General features: G+C 52.3%; 16 protein-coding genes and 1 tRNA gene. 10 read left to right on the top strand and 7 right to left on the bottom strand.

The genetic code is table 11. The features are described from left to right. Nucleotides 1-6: 6 nt before the first annotated feature. Nucleotides 7-714 carry a DUF2259 domain-containing protein gene (locus TREPR_RS02880; protein WP_015706784.1) on the bottom strand — a complete coding sequence of 236 codons (708 nt, stop codon included), beginning with the start codon at nucleotides 712-714 and terminating at the stop codon, nucleotides 7-9. Between the two features lie 334 nt (nucleotides 715-1,048). Between TREPR_RS02880 and TREPR_RS02875 the strand changes: the two genes are divergently transcribed. The 3 genes from TREPR_RS02875 to TREPR_RS02865 all read left to right on the top strand — a co-directional run bounded on the left by TREPR_RS02875 (nucleotide 1,049) and on the right by TREPR_RS02865 (nucleotide 4,602). Continuing rightward, nucleotides 1,049-2,656: a sigma-54 interaction domain-containing protein gene (locus tag TREPR_RS02875; protein WP_015706783.1), complete on the top strand. Its 1,608-nt coding sequence runs from the start codon at nucleotides 1,049-1,051 to the stop codon at nucleotides 2,654-2,656. A 231-nt stretch (nucleotides 2,657-2,887) separates the two neighbouring features. After that, nucleotides 2,888-4,249, top strand: coding sequence for an ammonium transporter (locus TREPR_RS02870; RefSeq protein ID WP_015706782.1), 1,362 nt, complete (start codon nucleotides 2,888-2,890; stop codon nucleotides 4,247-4,249). Between the two features lie 11 nt (nucleotides 4,250-4,260). Then, nucleotides 4,261-4,602: a P-II family nitrogen regulator gene (locus TREPR_RS02865; RefSeq protein ID WP_015706781.1), complete on the top strand. Its 342-nt coding sequence runs from the start codon at nucleotides 4,261-4,263 to the stop codon at nucleotides 4,600-4,602. Nucleotides 4,603-4,704: 102 nt separating this feature from the next. Here the strand turns inward: TREPR_RS02865 and TREPR_RS02860 are convergent, their stop codons facing one another. From TREPR_RS02860 to TREPR_RS02850, 3 genes are read right to left on the bottom strand one after another with little or no spacing between them, the layout of a single operon-like run. Further along, nucleotides 4,705-5,001: a helix-turn-helix domain-containing protein gene (locus TREPR_RS02860; protein WP_148257221.1), complete on the bottom strand. Its 297-nt coding sequence runs from the start codon at nucleotides 4,999-5,001 to the stop codon at nucleotides 4,705-4,707. Beyond that, entirely contained in the window at nucleotides 5,001-5,459 is a 459-nt protein-coding gene (locus TREPR_RS02855; protein WP_015706779.1) for a PIN domain-containing protein, read from the bottom strand. The genes TREPR_RS02860 and TREPR_RS02855 overlap by 1 nt, the downstream gene beginning before the upstream one ends. Continuing rightward, nucleotides 5,452-5,670, bottom strand: coding sequence for a UPF0175 family protein (locus TREPR_RS02850; protein WP_201765760.1), 219 nt, complete (start codon nucleotides 5,668-5,670; stop codon nucleotides 5,452-5,454). The genes TREPR_RS02855 and TREPR_RS02850 overlap by 8 nt, the downstream gene beginning before the upstream one ends. 79 nt (nucleotides 5,671-5,749) lie before the next feature. Between TREPR_RS02850 and TREPR_RS19220 the strand changes: the two genes are divergently transcribed. Then, entirely contained in the window at nucleotides 5,750-5,920 is a 171-nt protein-coding gene (locus tag TREPR_RS19220; RefSeq protein ID WP_015706777.1) for a toxin-antitoxin system HicB family antitoxin, read from the top strand. Here TREPR_RS19220 and TREPR_RS19215 read toward each other — a convergent pair. Continuing rightward, nucleotides 5,898-6,074, bottom strand: coding sequence for a DUF6364 family protein (locus tag TREPR_RS19215; protein ID WP_425358171.1), 177 nt, complete (start codon nucleotides 6,072-6,074; stop codon nucleotides 5,898-5,900). The two genes, TREPR_RS19220 and TREPR_RS19215, sit on opposite strands and share 23 nt — an antisense overlap. A gap of 131 nt (nucleotides 6,075-6,205) precedes the next feature. Between TREPR_RS19215 and TREPR_RS02840 the strand changes: the two genes are divergently transcribed. The 3 genes from TREPR_RS02840 to TREPR_RS02830 all read left to right on the top strand — a co-directional run bounded on the left by TREPR_RS02840 (nucleotide 6,206) and on the right by TREPR_RS02830 (nucleotide 9,756). Continuing rightward, a complete protein-coding gene (locus TREPR_RS02840) occupies nucleotides 6,206-6,826 on the top strand; it encodes a response regulator transcription factor (RefSeq protein ID WP_015706776.1) in 621 nt (206 codons plus the stop codon). Between the two features lie 501 nt (nucleotides 6,827-7,327). Beyond that, the gene (locus TREPR_RS17770) at nucleotides 7,328-9,550 is read left to right on the top strand and encodes a sialidase/neuraminidase family protein (protein WP_052299691.1); all 2,223 of its coding nucleotides are present in this window, start codon (nucleotides 7,328-7,330) and stop codon (nucleotides 9,548-9,550) included. Nucleotides 9,551-9,561: 11 nt separating this feature from the next. Beyond that, on the top strand, nucleotides 9,562-9,756 hold the full coding sequence (locus TREPR_RS02830) for a hypothetical protein (RefSeq protein WP_015706773.1): 195 nt from the start codon (nucleotides 9,562-9,564) through the stop codon (nucleotides 9,754-9,756). A 103-nt stretch (nucleotides 9,757-9,859) separates the two neighbouring features. On the opposite strand, the gene TREPR_RS02825 is transcribed toward TREPR_RS02830, so the two are convergent. Beyond that, nucleotides 9,860-10,480, bottom strand: a complete 621-nt coding sequence (locus TREPR_RS02825; RefSeq protein WP_015706772.1) for a hypothetical protein — start codon at nucleotides 10,478-10,480, stop codon at nucleotides 9,860-9,862. Nucleotides 10,481-10,544: 64 nt separating this feature from the next. On the opposite strand from TREPR_RS02825, the gene TREPR_RS02820 reads away from it, so the two are divergent. Together TREPR_RS02820 and TREPR_RS02815 are read left to right on the top strand one after the other, a co-directional pair. After that, nucleotides 10,545-11,774: a sensor histidine kinase gene (locus tag TREPR_RS02820; protein WP_015706771.1), complete on the top strand. Its 1,230-nt coding sequence runs from the start codon at nucleotides 10,545-10,547 to the stop codon at nucleotides 11,772-11,774. A gap of 296 nt (nucleotides 11,775-12,070) precedes the next feature. Next, nucleotides 12,071-14,215 carry a glutamine synthetase III family protein gene (locus TREPR_RS02815; RefSeq protein WP_015706770.1) on the top strand — a complete coding sequence of 715 codons (2,145 nt, stop codon included), beginning with the start codon at nucleotides 12,071-12,073 and terminating at the stop codon, nucleotides 14,213-14,215. A gap of 71 nt (nucleotides 14,216-14,286) precedes the next feature. Here TREPR_RS02815 and TREPR_RS02810 read toward each other — a convergent pair. Next, nucleotides 14,287-14,369: transfer RNA gene (locus TREPR_RS02810), tRNA-Leu, on the bottom strand. A 47-nt stretch (nucleotides 14,370-14,416) separates the two neighbouring features. Here TREPR_RS02810 and TREPR_RS02805 point away from each other — a divergent pair. Then, the gene (locus TREPR_RS02805) at nucleotides 14,417-15,277 is read left to right on the top strand and encodes a TatD family hydrolase (RefSeq protein WP_015706769.1); all 861 of its coding nucleotides are present in this window, start codon (nucleotides 14,417-14,419) and stop codon (nucleotides 15,275-15,277) included. Nucleotides 15,278-15,683: the final 406 nt, after the last annotated feature.

The following is a 15,683-nucleotide window of genomic DNA, read 5'->3' as shown; positions in this document are numbered from 1 at the left end:
AAAAACTTAGAGTTTTATTGCTTCGACCATATAACGGACATCGAAGCCTCCGTCACCGGGTTTCTTCATCTCGATCACGAAGATCAAAGAACCGTCCTGGGGGGCCACCATGACTTTTCGTATGCGGTAGCCCGTAATCAGGGGCCGTTTTATCTGGGGGCTGCCCACGATATAGTTCCGCTTAGTCCCATCCCTGCCGGTCCTTTCCAGATTAATGATAAAGGATGATTTCAGATTGTTGCCATACCCATCAAAAGTGGGGACAAGAGTCGCCCGGTAAGCCAGATTTTTCTCAAAATCCCGAAATTCAATTAGTTCCCCTCCATTCCCGGAGCCGCTTGGGGTGTCCAGGGAAATATAGAGGGGCTGCCCCTGGTGGAGAAAACTGATCCCATACCGGTTCGCCAGAGTTGTATTCCGGGTCAAAAGCCGGTAGAGCGCCCCGGAACCATCCTGGCCGGCCACCACCGGATCAGTATGGGTATAGGAAACCCTGCCTTCAGGCACATAGTTATTCCGGGGGACATCCACAACCCCTAAACTCGCCCAGGGCCGGAGGGTCGGTGATTCCACCCCATACTGGCCGAACATATATATCGTACCATCCGGGGAAAAGCCGAGATCAACAAAAGAGGCATTATCCCCCGCCCAGAGGTGTATGCCGCCGATAATCAGGGCGGCTGCTACAAGATAGAACGATTTTCTTACCAACATAGGAGTCTCCTCATTACTAATATCGGAGAAATACCCCAGGGCTTGAGCTTTTGGATAGCAATTATCATTTTATGGAGGATATACTGGGTGATGATCGGGACGGGCGGGCAAATCCCCCCAGCCCTAACTTGTAGAGTCTGCCTACGGAGCCCAGTAGGTCTCCTCCGGCAGGGAATTCCAAAGACGGGCCGGGGGGATTTGCCCGCCCGCCCCGGCCTTTATCCTGGTATAGCTGCCTTAAAGCGATTGCTATACACAGCGGGATGGGATGCTTTTTACACATTTTAAGGAATGCCCTATAGCAAAACCTACATATTCGTAGTATTGTCTTTCCATGACGCCGAAATCTGAAATTATTTCTGAGGCCATCGGGGCGGACCGGGAGCGGGAAGAGCTGGAGCTCCTCTTTGATATTGCCCGTACCTTTGACAAGCATGTAGAGCTGAGGACCGCCCTGGGGCCCCTGCTCAGCCTCCTGGAAGTACGGGCGGGCCTGTCCTGGGGCATGGTGACCCTGCTGGACCGGGCCACGGGGCTGCTGAAAGTCGAAGAAGCCTACGGTTTAAGCGCCGAGCAAAAAGGCCGGGGGGTCTATAGGCTGGGGGAAGGCCTGGTGGGCCGGGTGTTTGAGTCGGGGATCGCCATTATGGTCCCGGATCTTTCCCGGGAAACCCACTTCCTCAACCGGGCGAAAACCCGTACCAAGGAAGATATGGCGGGGCTCAGCTATTACTGCGTCCCCATACGGTCCGGGGGCAATGTAATCGGCACCCTCAGCGCGGAACGGCGCATTCGCAGCGAGGATATTGATGCCCAGATGATCTGGGACCGGACCTTTATGGAAAAGGTTTCTTCTATAATTGCAGACTCCGCCAAACTCCGGGAACGGATTATGGAAGAACAGTTCCGGCTGCACCGGAACAGTGGGCTTACGGCAAGCGACGAGAGGGTAAACCGGGATCAGGGCGGCCGGGTCATGTCCGGGAGCGAGATCATCGGCACCAGCAACCCCATGCGGGGGGTCTACGAGATGCTCTTCCGGGTGGCTCCCAGCGATGCCACGGTACTCATCTCCGGGGAAAGCGGCACCGGCAAAGAGTTAATCGCTGCAGAAATCCACCGGCTCTCCAAGCGGGTCGGCGCCCCCCTGGTCAAGGTAAATTGCGCGGCCATACCGGAAAGCCTCATTGAAAGCGAACTCTTTGGCCACGAAAAGGGGGCCTTTACCGGGGCGGACAAGCAGCGCAAGGGTCGCTTCGAACTGGCCCACAAGGGTACCCTGTTTCTGGACGAGGTGGGAGAGCTATCCCCCCAGGTCCAGGTAAAGCTCCTGCGGGTGCTCCAGGAACGGGAACTGGAACGGGTGGGGGGGAACTCTACCATACGGGTTGATGTCCGACTCATAGCCGCCACCAACCGTAACCTGGAGGAGGAGGTCAAGACAGGCCGTTTCCGGGAAGACCTTTATTACCGGCTCAACGTATTCCCCGTGCAGATTCCCCCCCTGCGGGAGCGGAAGAGCGATATAGTCCTCCTGGCAGACTACTTCGCGGAAAAATACGCCGACAAAAACGGCAAACTGATCAAGCGCATCTCCACCCCCGCCATCGACCTGCTGACCAGCTATTCCTGGCCGGGTAATGTCCGGGAACTGGAAAACGCCATTGAGCGGGCGGTAATCCTCTCCAAGGATCAGGTGATCCACTCCTACGACCTCCCCCCCAGCCTCCAGTCCGCAGTATCCACCAACACGGAGCCCACCACCACCCTGGAAGCGGCCCTTTCCCGTCTGGAAAAGGAACTTATCGTGGAGGCCCTGAAAATCGCCGACGGTAACATGGCCGCCGCTGCCCGCCGCCTGGGCATCACCGAGCGGCAGATGGGCCTCCGGGTCCACCACTACGGCATCAACTGGCGCTCTTATAGAGCAACAAAAATGTAGGTATTTAAAAATAAGGGTACGAAAAGGTAGGAAATTATTACAATGAGAAATTTGGGGTAAGAAATTAGGAATGTACAATCCCTAATTTCTTTTCTTATCTATTACTTCTAATTCTTAATTTTTAAATTTTTTTCTATTTTCAAATTTTTCTCGAAAATTAAACTCTTTTCTCAAAATATGGCACGATTCTTGCAACCTCTATTTTAATACGACTTATTGGAGGACAAAAAGGTGCGAAAAAGGTTAATTATTTTGGGGATACTTGTCCTGTGTATGGGGGGTGTTTCCCTCTTTGCCGAGGAAAGTATCGAATCCTTGGGGTTTTCCCTGGATGTGGTTTGGTTGTTTTTAGGGGCCATCCTGGTCTTTATCATGCAGGCCGGATTTGCCCTGGTTGAAACCGGGCTTACCCAGGCAAAAAATGCCACCAACATTACCATGAAAAATGTGATGGACTTCTGTCTTGGTGCGCTTGTGTATTGGGCCATAGGTTGGGCGTTCATGTACGGCCAGGATAAGGGCGGGTTTATTGGCACTTCGGAATTTTTCCATGGTCCCATGGAACTGAACTTCGATTCCGGCGGCTTTTACAAATCCTGGTTTTTCCAGGTGGTTTTTGCCGCTACTGCGGCGACCATCGTTTCAGGCGCCATGGCGGAACGGACCAAATTTAAATCCTACCTGATTTATACCTGTTTTATTTCGGCGTTTATTTACCCCATTTCCGGCCACTGGATATGGAGCGGCGACGGCTGGCTGGCTCAGCTTGGCTTCCACGACTTTGCCGGTTCCACAGTAGTTCACTCCGTGGGTGGCTGGGCAGCTCTCATTGGCGCTGCGGTCCTTGGCCCTCGTATCGGGAAATATACCAAAGGGGCGGACGGAAAAGTTTCGGTTAAAGCGTTTCCGGGACATAATATCCCCTATGCGGCCCTGGGCGTACTTCTTCTGTTCTTCGGCTGGTTCGGCTTTAACGGTGCTTCAACCGGCATAGCCACCGTGGGTGATGGCGGAATCTGGAGCGGCCTTAATATTGCCCGGGTCTGCGTTACCACACTTCTGGCAGCTTCTGCGGGGGCGGTAGGGGCGCTGTTTTTCTCCTGGATCTGGTTTAAGAAACCCGATGCTTCCATGACCCTGAACGGTCTTCTGGCAGGACTTGTAGGCATTACCGCTCCCTGCGCTGTGGTAAGTCCCGGGGCCTCGGTTGCCATCGGCCTTATCGCCGGTGTGCTCGTGGTTCTGTCGGTCGAGTTTATTGACAAGGTCCTCAAGATCGATGACCCGGTCGGCGCCTCATCGGTACACCTGGTCTGCGGTATCTTTGGTACCCTAGCAGTCGGTATTTGGGGCCAGGTGGACGGCGTTGCGGTGGGGGTACTCCATGGCGGCGGATTCACCCAGCTGGGAATTCAGGCCCTGGGCATTCTTGCCGTAGGCGCCTGGGCGGCTGTTACCAGTCTTATCCTCTTCCTCCTGATTAAGGCGACAGTAGGACTGCGGGTCAGTGTAAAAGAAGAAGCCATAGGGCTCGATCGCAGCGAACACAAGTCGGAAGCTTACGCAGGCTTCCAGATTTTCAGTAACATGTAAGGAGGAGTAGAATGAAACTAATTATTGCATATATACAGCCCCATGTGCTGAACGAAGTTAAGCAGGAATTGTACAAGTCCGAAGTTTACAAAATTTCGGTTACCAATGCCATGGGCTGCGGCCAACAGAAAGGCTATACTGAGCAGTATCGCGGTATTGAGATTGAGGTGAACCTTTTAAAGAAAGTCCGCATCGAAATTGCGGTGAATGACAACTTTGTAAAACCCACGGTAGACGCCATAATCCGGGGCGCCCGGAGCGGGGAAATTGGGGACGGAAAAATATTCATCCTACCTGTGGAGGAATGCATACGGATCCGTACCGGTGAAACCGGCTCTGCGGCCATCGGATAAGACGGCTGCCAGTAAAAAGAAGGTCAGCCCCCTTGGGGGGTATGTAAAAAAGCGATGAGGGCGGCATGGCACGGGTTTTAGCCCGCAGGCTGTGCCGCCTTTTTATTTCTTCCGGGGTTCCTGGCGGTACTGCTGATAGGTACTTTCTATGGAATTATTTACGGATGTTGATATATCCTGGACAAGACGGTCCATCAAAGCCTTTATATCCTCAGTAAGCGCTTTCTCCGGTCTGAAAAGTTCAAAAACTTCAATCCCCAGAGCGTTTGCAAGCTTATTTAAGGTCTCCGGATAGGGCCATTTATTACCCCTTTCAATATTACTAAGAAGGAACAAGATACCACATGGGTTATCAAGAGAGCGAACAGGCAAAAGTGTGCCTGGCACCGCCTGGCTCACTACTCTCTACTCATATCCTTGTTAAGGATTATCGTTTCAAAATTACGGGGAACACGGAAATTACTATTTCGTAAATTCTCAATAAGTTTTGAAATATCTGAAATCAATCCGGCTTTATAAGCCTTAGCAACTACCCCTAGAGTACCGGTTAATTGAAGGTTCAAATCCCGAGCGACACGCCGGGCTTTTTTATCATCCAGGATCATCAAGGAATTTTGTGTTTCAATAGCCAACGCGATGGTACTTGCCTCACACAAATCAAGTGAACCTTGAAGCATTTGGATTTTATAGGAATCGGAGACTGGGATCACCTGTACCCATTTAGGTAAGGGCATACCAAATTCCTGTGTTACTTCCGGGGTGATAATGATGGTTTCATAAAGTCCGGGCAAAATATCCAACTGCCCTACATTGGATAAAACAATCAAGCAACTGGCATTAGAAATGATACTAGGCATTTGCTATATCGGCGCGTATATCTTCTTCGCTTTCGGAGAATAGCGAAACGTCATAATTCCCCAGTATTTCTATAAAAGCCCGTTTAGACAAACCTGCTACCTTCGCCGCCTGGCCAAGGGATAGCTCTTCCCTTTCGTATAATTTTGAAGCTAACAGGGCTTTAAGCTCAAATTCGGTTGAATTAACCAGATTGGGGAGTTCGATATTCAATTGGACCGTCCTCATAAAACCACCTTAACCCTAAATTAGTCTTTTTTGACTATTTATACAAGGTTTTGTTGACGACTATTTGGCATTTTGTGCCGGAAAGGGCAAAGAACCGGAAAAACCGTTCAAGGGGTCGTTTAACGTGCGGATAAGTACCGACCTTCACCGAAAAGCGGTACTCACCGCTTCCGCACGCGGTATCTCTCTCAATATGCTTGTCGAAAATGCTATCAAAGAAACGGTGAGTATGTAGATAAACCGGAAGTATTACTATTTCTTAATTCCAAAAAAAAAATTTCAACAATTTTCGAAATTGGTTTATTAGTTTTTCTGGAAAAATCATGTGCAAAATCTATAACATTTGAATCAAGGCTCAATGTCAATTTTCTATTCGTAAAATCCCCCATACGTACAATATATCATATTTATGCGTATTTGTCAATTCTGTCTCTACATTTTTTTGTAAATTTCCCACGGCTTGTTTCTTTTTCAGTGATTGTTTATAGTCAACTTAATTTGCCGATCTGAGGTTAGAAGTATGACTAAAGATAAAATCAAAGTTTTGCTGATTGACGACCATCCCCTGACCCGGCGGGGTTTGGCCTCCTGCCTGACCGATACGGGGCGTTGTGCCATTGTGGGGGAGGCGCCTTCCCTGGAGGGAGCCCGGCGGGTTATGGAGCTTCATTTCCCGGTGGATGTGGTGATTCTGGACATTTCGCTGGGAGAGGAGAACGGGCTTGATTTTATTGGGCACCTGAAAAAATACTGCGAACTGCGGAAAGCCAAAATACCCGCAGTGTTGGTGTGTTCGGTGTATGAAGACCCCTTCCGGATCAGGTCAGCTATGGACAGCGGGGCCATGGGCTATGTGCCAAAATCGGCCAGCGAAAAAGAACTTTTACAGGCCATTGATACGGTGATGCGGGGGGAGCTGTTTATCGATCCCCGGCTGGAGATTAAAATCAATGCCCAGACCGATGCGTACGCCAAATTTACCAAGCGGGAACGGGATGTACTGGCCCTGGTTAAACAGAACTATGATAATCCGCGGATTGCTGCGGCGCTCTCCCTTGGTTTGCATACTGTGGAAAACCATATCAGCCATATTTACTTTAAGACAGGGCTTACAAAGCGGGAAGAATTAGGGAGCCTGTAGAGACACCGCACAGTAATAGTGCGATCCTACAAACCGGGAGCAAACTCCCTGTTTTATCAAAAGTCGGGAGTTGACTCCCGGTTCTAAAAAAATATTTTTAGTAAAATTGCTTTTTTCTGAAAGAATTATCCAAATTTTCGAGACAAAATGGTTTTTTCATAGTACCTTTTACCAAAATGGTTTTTTGGGGTGTAAACCGCAAAAAACAAAGGGGGTACTAATGGTCTATGCGTTTTTGCCGATTATCTACATTTTTCTGAATTTACTGTTTAATAAAAAAGCAGTATTACTGTTACTATTACCCCCCCCCCCCCCCCCCCATGTAATTTCGAATTTACAAACGTTACAACTTATATCTTCACGAAAAAACGCCGCTTTTATTGTTCCGCCCCGGGGACAAAAAAGCGGCGTTTTCATGTCCCCTGTATTTCGCGCCGCTTGTGCGGCATGAAAGAAGCTGCCCCCTATGGGGCGGTTCATAGACAAAAAGGAGGCTTTTCTATGAAAAAGCTTCGATTCTTTAGTTTGCTGGCAGCCGTGCTGGCATTGGGTTTGGCGTTTACCGCGTGCGGTGATGATAGCAGCGGCGACCCTACCAGCCCTCCTAACTACCCCTACACCCCTCCCTTCGTAGGGGTAACCGGCATTTCAGGGGTATCCTCAACCGGAGTCAAAGACGTGGAGTTTTCATTAAGCGGCGCAACCGTGGATCCTGCTGACGCCACCAACCAGACCATAGTGTGGAGCCTCACCTCTTCCACCGCGGGCGTTACCGACATAAGCGGAGGTAAATTTACCCCTACCGCAGAAGGAAACGTAATCATAGCCGCCACCATTACTAACGGGGCGGCGGTTTCCTCCGATTACACCCAGAGCTTTACTATTACCATTATTGACCCCGACAATTTTGTAGCGGTAACGGGCATTACCAACGTACCCACAACGGGAACCATAAATACAGCGCTTGATTTAAGCACCGTAACCGTGGCTCCTGATAACGCCACCTTCAGGACTATCGTGTGGAGCGTCCCTGCAAGCGCGGGCAGTATAAGCGGAAGCACCTTTACCCCTGCCGCAGCTGGAACCGTTACTATAACCGGTACCATTACCAACGGGCTGACGTTATCCTCGAATTATACCGAGAGTTTTACGATAACCATTAATGACACCGCCACTTTTACAGCCGTTACAAACATTTCAGAGGTCCCCACAGCATGGTATGTGGATGCTCCGCTTGATTTAAGCGCCGTAACCGTGGCTCCTGCTAGTGCCACCAACAAAACCATCGTATGGACCGTCCCCGAAGGCAAAGGAACCATAAGCGGAAACACCTTTACCCCTTCCGCAGAAGGAACCGTTGCCCTCACCGCAACCATTACTAACGGACTGACGGAGTCCTCCAACTACACCCAGGAATTCTCGATAAGCGTTGCCGCCGCTTTCGTGCCGGTAACAGACATTTCAGGCGTCCCTGAAACCGCCATCAAAAATACGTTGATCGGTTTAAACAACTATTACTCAAACGGCGGCTACCAAGCGCCCTACACAACCGTGACGCCTGATAACGCCACCAACCAGGACATCGTGTGGAGCGTCAAAACGGCGGGCGCGGGCGTTACCGCAATAACCGGAACCAGCTTTACCCCCAGCGAAGGGGGAACCCTTACCATAACCGCCACCATTGCCAACGGAAAGACGCCTTCCACCGACTACATCAAGGACTTTACGATAACCGTGAGCGATCCCTACACAGGCCCCGCCTGGACGGCGCCGCCGATGTCAAACTCTGACTTAGATGCTTTCGGGTCTCGGATAACAGGCATAGCCTATAATGGGACCGACAAATGGGTCGCTGTCAGCCAAGCCGGTAGGATACGTTACTCTACAGACGATGGCATAACCTGGGCAGGTGCAGTGAGCCCATTTAGCTATAACATCAACGGCATAGCCTATGGCAAAGCCGACTCAATCGAGGACAGCAAATGGGTCGCCGTCGGCTCTAACGGCGAGATAGCCAGCTCCGACACTGGCGAAAACGGAACCTGGACGCTGGCAGCGAATAGCTCATTCGGTACCACCGCTATCTCGGGCATAGCCAATGGGAACAACAGGTTTGTCGCCGCCGGGAACAACAAGGTAGCTTACTCTAGTCATAGCGGAACCTGGACGCAGACATCAGCAGCCAGCACCTACATGAGCGCCATGGCTTATGGGGGTGGCATCTGGATCGGCGGCGGCTCAGGCGGCTCTATGGCAAAGTCCATAAACAATGGCAGCACGTGGGTCAAGATAGAGCAGAGCATATTCAGCAGCGCCTCCGGCATCGACAACGATTTCAGAAGCATAGCCTATGGGAACGGCACCTGGATCGCCGTCGGCTCCCGCGATATAGCTACCTCCACGGACGACGGCGCAACCTGGACGAAGGTAACGAACAACCCATTTGATTACACCTCAGGCTGGATCTCTGGGGTCCGAGCCATAGCCTATGGGAACGGCACCTGGGTCGCCGGCGGCATAGGCGGCAAGATTGCTACCTCCAAGGACGATGGCGCAACCTGGACCTTGTCATCCGATAGCACATTCCTCAGAACCCATGAGATTTACAGCATAGCCTTTGGGAACAATCGGTTTATCGCCGTTGGAAGCGGCAGCACCTTCCTCAACGGAGGCGGCAGCACCACCAGCGCCCATATAGCCTATCTTGACGTTGCAGCAGAATAAAGGACGCTAGTATGGATACGGCGACAGCGGAACCGGCCCGGGGCCTTGCCCACAAGGGCGCTAAAAAGGCCGAAAAGCTCCGCCGTATCCAGTACGCCCTTAATTACAGGGTCAGGCAAATAGACGATCTCAAGGGCTTATCCCGGCTAACCAAGCGGGATAAGCCCTTCCCCGCCCGGCTCAGGGTACGGGAGACCGTACCTTGAAAAATAATCCCGCTGTTTTTGTTATTCCAGATGTTAAAATGATTCGCCGTGGCATTAACAGCGTAGTACAAGAATGCGGCTTTACTCTTTCCGGTGAAGCCGCCTAGCGCCCCCTGAAAAATTTCCTAATCCCCAATGACACGCTATACCCGCCAAAAATCACGATAAACCGGTCCACTATGTTGATGGGGAGCCGGGAAATGATGCTCGCCCAGAGCAGGGGCATATTATTCCGCAGAAGCCCCAGCTTGAACCGATCCTCCGGGGAATACCTGAATTTTGTTTCACCCCAAAAATTAAAAAGAAAATAATCAATCACCCCGCCCAAAAGGCTTTCCATGAGGCAGGCGAAAACTGCCAGGATAAACAGGACTGCAACTTTGTTGACAAAAGAGACCTGGACCGGAGCGCCCTTCTCTTCTGAAAGACGGCGGCGGAAGCTCCATATCAACAGAACTTCTGCGATGGAACAGAGGACAAACAGGGTATCCTTGTGGACCCCATAGAAAATGTAGGGGAATGTGGTAGCGGTGAGCACTGCGGTACAGATACCGGGTAAAAGGCCCGCAGCAAAGGTGACGGCACAGGTAAACAGGGTGTCCAGGTACAGGGGCAGGGCGAGTACATCCCCCTTAAAGCGGGTTAATAAAAAGTTGGCCCCCACCGCAAAGAGGCAGCATAAAACGAGCTTTACCCTGTATATGGTGGATGAATTTGTCCCCATGGTTTACACTATAATCCATACCGCACTTATTGGCTATCGGCGGAACAGGAGGTTTAGCGAGTCTATGGGATCAAAAAAATGGCTTTTAGTATGTATGCTTATTCCTCTGTACGGGCTCCTGGTTCCCCTGAAAACCCCCGGAGCAGAGGGCAAAACCGGCGGGCATTCCGATGGGAAGTATACGGCCCATAGGGCTGCGGAACTGTGGCTGGCGGTGGAGCAGGAATTGGAAGCCGGCGGGCAGTTTCGCCGATCCATGGATGATTTCACCGCCTACGTGGGTGGTTTTTTAGCTTCCCCGGTCAACCGGATATTTCCCTTTTCCCAGGAGACCGAGGTCCGGGAGCTGAAGGATTTGACCGCTTCCTTTACGGCGGCTTTGGAAGCAGGGCGGCGGGAGGATGCGCTGGCCCTGGTTATGGAGATTCGCCGGGCATTGATCCGGTGGCAGATGGTGGACGGGGAATTGGCGGATTCCATTAACGAAACGTATCTTCATCTATTCCTGATTTTTACTTTTTTAATGGCCGTGGCGACCCTGGCGGTATGGCAGCTCTACCGGGCCCTGGGCCATGCCCGCAAACGGGAACAGCACGGACAGGTTTTTTCCCGGGAAATGATGCTGGCTCTGGAACAGGAGCGGTCCCGGATTGCCCGGGAACTCCACGACACGGTGGCCCAGGACCTGCATTACCTGGCCTTGCGGGTTGGGAAGATAGAGCGGGTTTCCGATGCCCGGGAGCGTAATGATATTTGCGCGGAAATCGCGGCGGCCCTGGAGGGGCTTATCAGGCGGGTGCGGTCTATCTGCGACACCCTGGTACCCCCGGACTTCATCTTTCAGGGTTTGCCCGACGCGCTGCGGCGGCTTTGCTACGATTACGGCAAGCGCACAGGGATTGATTGCCGTATCGATATAGAGGATACCCTGCGGCTTGATCCGATGAGTGAAGAAATGCAGTTACAGTGTTTCCGAATTGTCCAGGAGGCCCTGACCAATATTGAAAAACACGCGAATGCTTCGGAAATCGTAGTAGTTGTGCGGGCCATGCGGAATGTGCAATACAGAGAAGATGGCGCCGGTCTGTGCATCAGTGTTTCTGATGACGGGAAGGGCTTTGACCCGCCGGTTTACCGCCCTGGAGCCGAGGGGTTTGCCGGCGGGTCAGCTTCGGCCCAGTTGGGGATTCGGGGTATGTATGAGCGTGCGGCAATTTTGCGGGGACGCCTGGCGATTGAGAGCGAGAGGGGCGAAGGTACCATAGTGAAGGTAGAGATTCCGGTTGGCGGGTGAGGCGCCAAGAAGTTTTCCCCATCAATGCACAAAACAAACCCTACACAAATGTATGTTTTACCCCAAAAACTACATTTCTGTATCTTTATCATATTTTGCTTCCCCCCTCCCCTATCACACCCCCTGCAAGAGAAATCCCGCAGAAATGCGCCGCCTCATAATTCCTTTTATCACAATTAATTAGATTAGACCCCTGAGGATGTAAAAATCGTATACTATTCCGGGCAATTTCATTGACTTGGCATATTTCTTGCTACATAATAATACAAATGAAATTCTAATAACGGAGGATGTATATGAGTTGTTCCGATCCTTGCTGCGAAGGCGGCATTGATTTTACCAAGACCCCGGTAGCCGAATTGTTCGGCTCCAACAGTTTTTCTAATGCAGTCATGCGCGAGCGGCTGCCCAAGAATATTTACAAGGAAATCCTGGCGGTCCAGGAGGGCGAAAAGGAATTGACCCTGGAAGCGGCGGAGGTTGTAGCCGCCTCTATGCGGGACTGGGCCATAGAAAAAGGGGCCAGCCACTTTACCCACTGGTTCCATCCTTTAACCGGGCTGACTGCGGAAAAACACGATTCCTTTATTTCCCCCACCGGAGACGGCCGGGTGATCATGGAATTTTCCGGCAAAGAACTTATCAAGGGCGAACCCGATGCGTCGAGCTTTCCCTCCGGCGGCCTCCGCGCCACCTTTGAAGCCCGGGGCTATACTGCCTGGGATGTGACCAGCCCGGCTTTCCTCAAACAGGACCGCACAGGCACCACCCTGTGCATACCCACGGCCTTCATCAGCTACTACGGCCAGGCCCTGGACAAAAAGGTGCCCCTGCTCAAATCCATCGACGCCCTGAACAAACAGGCGCTGCGGGTACTCCGCGCCCTGGGGAACGAAACTGCCAAACGGGTATACACCACCGTTGGCCCCGAACAGGAATACTTTCTGGTGGACAAAAAATTCTACGACCAGCGCCCGGACCTCATGCTTACGGGCAGGACCGTTTTTGGGGCCCTCCCTGCCAAGGGCCAGGAAATGGAGGATCACTATTTTGGCGCCCTCAAGGAACGGGTCGCAGATTTTATGCGCGAATTAAACTACGAGCTGTGGAAAATCGGGATCCCCGCCAAAACCCAGCATAACGAAGTGGCGCCTAACCAGTTTGAAATTGCCCCGGTATACGCCAACAGCACTGCTGCGGTGGACGGGAACCAGATGGTGATGGAAACTATCCGGAGCGTAGCCCGCCGTCACGGCATGGAGGGGCTGCTCCACGAAAAACCCTTTGCGGGGGTAAACGGATCGGGGAAGCACAATAACTGGTCCATGGCTACCGACGACGGGATCAACCTCTTTGAGCCCGGGGAAAATCCGGAGTCCAACGCCCGGTTCCTCCTCTTCGCCACTGCGGTGGTGGAAGCGGTGGACCGTTACGCCCTGCTGATCCGATCCTCTGTGGCCACTGCCGCCAACGACCACCGCCTGGGCGCCAACGAGGCTCCCCCGGCCATCGTGTCGATTTTCTTTGGCGGCCCCTTAACAGAAATCCTGGACAATATTGCCGAGGGTAAGGTCTCGGGCAAATCCGAATCCGGGGTGAAGGTCAAGCTGGGGGTTACCAGCCTCCCCAACCTTCCCAAGGATGTTTCCGACCGGAACCGGACCAGCCCCTTCGCCTTTACGGGAAACAAATTTGAATTCCGCATGGTGGGCTCCTCCCAGTCCATAGCCACCCCCAACACCTACCTTAACGTAGCGGTGGCCCAGGTGCTTTCGGAATTCGCCGACAAACTGGAAAAAGCTTCCAACAAAATTGATGGCCTGCAAGCGGTCATCAAAGAATCCTACTCCAAGCACCGCCGGGTGGTATTCAACGGCAATGGCTACTCCGACGAATGGGTCCGGGAAGCCGAGCGCCGGGGTCTCCCAAATGTTAAAAATGCTGTGGACGCCCTTTCGGTGCTCACTCGCAGCGAAACTATTTCCCTCTTTGAGACCCACAAGGTCTTTACCAAGGAAGAGTCCGAAAGCCGCTACCATATCTACCTGGAGAAATACTCCAAGCAGATCAACATCGAAGCGGGGGTCATGATCGAAATGGCCCGCCGATCCATCTTCCCGGCGGTCACCTCCTATGCCGCCTCCCTGGCCCGGGACGCATCCTCCCTGGCAGCCATAGGCGCCGCCAGCGCCTCCCAGGAAAAACGGGCCAAGAAAATCGCCGAGCTGTCGGCGGAACTCTTCGACGATGCGGCCAAACTGGAGACGGTCCTCTCGGAAGCCCAGGGCGCCGAAGAAAACTTTGCCCAGGCCAAGGCTTACTTTGAAAAGGTCCGCCCCGCCATGGAGACCCTGCGCTCCAAGGGTGACGCCCTGGAGAAGCTGGTGGCCAAGAACGCCTGGCCCTTCCCGGGATTTGAGGAATTGCTGTTTAAGCTGTAAGCGGAATCTGGTTACATATTAAAAAGGAAGTGAAGAGCGGTAAGGCCACTGGGCTTTGCCGCTCTTTTTTTTGCCGGGGACGAGACTCGAACTCGTACCCCCTTGCGGGGAGGGGATTTTAAGTCCCCGTTGTCTACCATTCCAACACCCCGGCATTTTACCCCTTGATACTACCAAAGCTCTTCGCTATGGTCAAGAACTATGAGCATTCCGGAACTTCCCGCAGATAAGCCCCTGTTAATCGATTCCCACGCCCACCTTTCCATGCTGGACAAGCTGGATCTCCCCGCCCAAAAGGGCCCCATAATAGACACAGAAACCCGGATACGGGAGCTCTTTGCAGGGGGATTCGGAGGTATCATCGACATTGGGACCGAGGCGGATGACCTGAGCGGGCGTATAGGGGCCTTTTCCCGGTTTGAGCGGGTGCGGTTCAGCGGGGGGCTCTGGCCTACCCCGGAGGCTATTGCGGGCAGGGGGGAACTGGTTCCCCAGTTGGAAGCCTGCATCGCCGCAGCCCCGCCGGGACTGGTGCTTGCTGTAGGGGAATGCGGGCTGGACCATCATCAGGAACTGCCCCCAGGGACAGAGCTGGACAAGGCCGGGGAGGAGGAACTGCTGGAGATGCTGCTGGATCTGGCAAAGCGGCGGAACCTTCCCATTATCATACACTCCCGGGACGCCCCTAAGGAAACTGCGGCGATCCTGGCAAGGCGGCCTGATGTGATTGGGGTGATACATTGTTTTTCCTATGGCAAAGAAGAAGTCCGGACCTTTCTGGACCTGGGGTACTATATTTCCTTTGCAGGAAACCTTACTTACAAAAACGCCCCTAATCTGCGGGAAGCCCTGCCCTTTGTGCCCCAGGATCGGCTGCTCCTGGAAACCGACTCACCCTGGCTAGCGCCGGTCCCTCATCGAGGCAAAGCGGCTGATCCAGGAATGGTGGCGGAAAATTATACTTTGGCGGCGGAACTCCGGGGAACAGCCATCCGGGTAATGGGAGAGCAGATCGCAGAGAACATTGAAAAACTTTTCGGTTTCCACCTGTCCCGTATATGAGGCCCACTTATACTCCAGCCCGGGTAAACGCCGGTAATAAGCTTTATAAAAAAGACGGGTTGCCCTTCGCCAAAGGCGGTATAAAAAAATAACCAAATCATGGGGCTGGGAAATACTGGCGGCTAATCCCCTTGGAAGGGGCATGATTTTACCAACCAGCGTCCTGTTTTCATCCAGATGGAAAATCATTTCAAAACCGTTGGCCCAATTTTTACACCGCATCTCTTCTACATTGATTATCCACTTTCCTTTTACCACGTTAATCCTCTCCAGAGAAATTTTGAAATATTCCTTTTTCCGAAATTCAATTTTAGTATCAAATAGTTTTGTAAAAGAGTATTGTATTCTGTTGGTGAAACATGGATTTTAGTAGTAAAAACAAAACCTAAAATCTTCGGGCATATTT

It is taken from the genome of Treponema primitia ZAS-2 (assembly GCF_000214375.1).
Lineage (GTDB): Bacteria > Spirochaetota > Spirochaetia > Treponematales > Breznakiellaceae > Termitinema > Termitinema primitia.
Note: the sequence above shows the minus strand (reverse complement) of the source record. Positions and strands in the feature narration are given on the sequence as shown.

Coding starts and splice junctions, on each gene's coding strand:
- TREPR_RS02880 (WP_015706784.1), bottom strand. CDS start 714: ATGTTGGTAAGAAAATCGTTCTATCTTGTAGCAGCCGCCCTGATTATC.
- TREPR_RS02875 (WP_015706783.1), top strand. CDS start 1,049: ATGACGCCGAAATCTGAAATTATTTCTGAGGCCATCGGGGCGGACCGG.
- TREPR_RS02865 (WP_015706781.1), top strand. CDS start 4,261: ATGAAACTAATTATTGCATATATACAGCCCCATGTGCTGAACGAAGTT.
- TREPR_RS02855 (WP_015706779.1), bottom strand. CDS start 5,459: ATGCCTAGTATCATTTCTAATGCCAGTTGCTTGATTGTTTTATCCAAT.
- TREPR_RS19215 (WP_425358171.1), bottom strand. CDS start 6,074: ATGGGGGATTTTACGAATAGAAAATTGACATTGAGCCTTGATTCAAAT.
- TREPR_RS02840 (WP_015706776.1), top strand. CDS start 6,206: ATGACTAAAGATAAAATCAAAGTTTTGCTGATTGACGACCATCCCCTG.
- TREPR_RS17770 (WP_052299691.1), top strand. CDS start 7,328: ATGAAAAAGCTTCGATTCTTTAGTTTGCTGGCAGCCGTGCTGGCATTG.
- TREPR_RS02830 (WP_015706773.1), top strand. CDS start 9,562: ATGGATACGGCGACAGCGGAACCGGCCCGGGGCCTTGCCCACAAGGGC.
- TREPR_RS02825 (WP_015706772.1), bottom strand. CDS start 10,480: ATGGGGACAAATTCATCCACCATATACAGGGTAAAGCTCGTTTTATGC.
- TREPR_RS02820 (WP_015706771.1), top strand. CDS start 10,545: ATGGGATCAAAAAAATGGCTTTTAGTATGTATGCTTATTCCTCTGTAC.
- TREPR_RS02815 (WP_015706770.1), top strand. CDS start 12,071: ATGAGTTGTTCCGATCCTTGCTGCGAAGGCGGCATTGATTTTACCAAG.
- TREPR_RS02805 (WP_015706769.1), top strand. CDS start 14,417: ATGAGCATTCCGGAACTTCCCGCAGATAAGCCCCTGTTAATCGATTCC.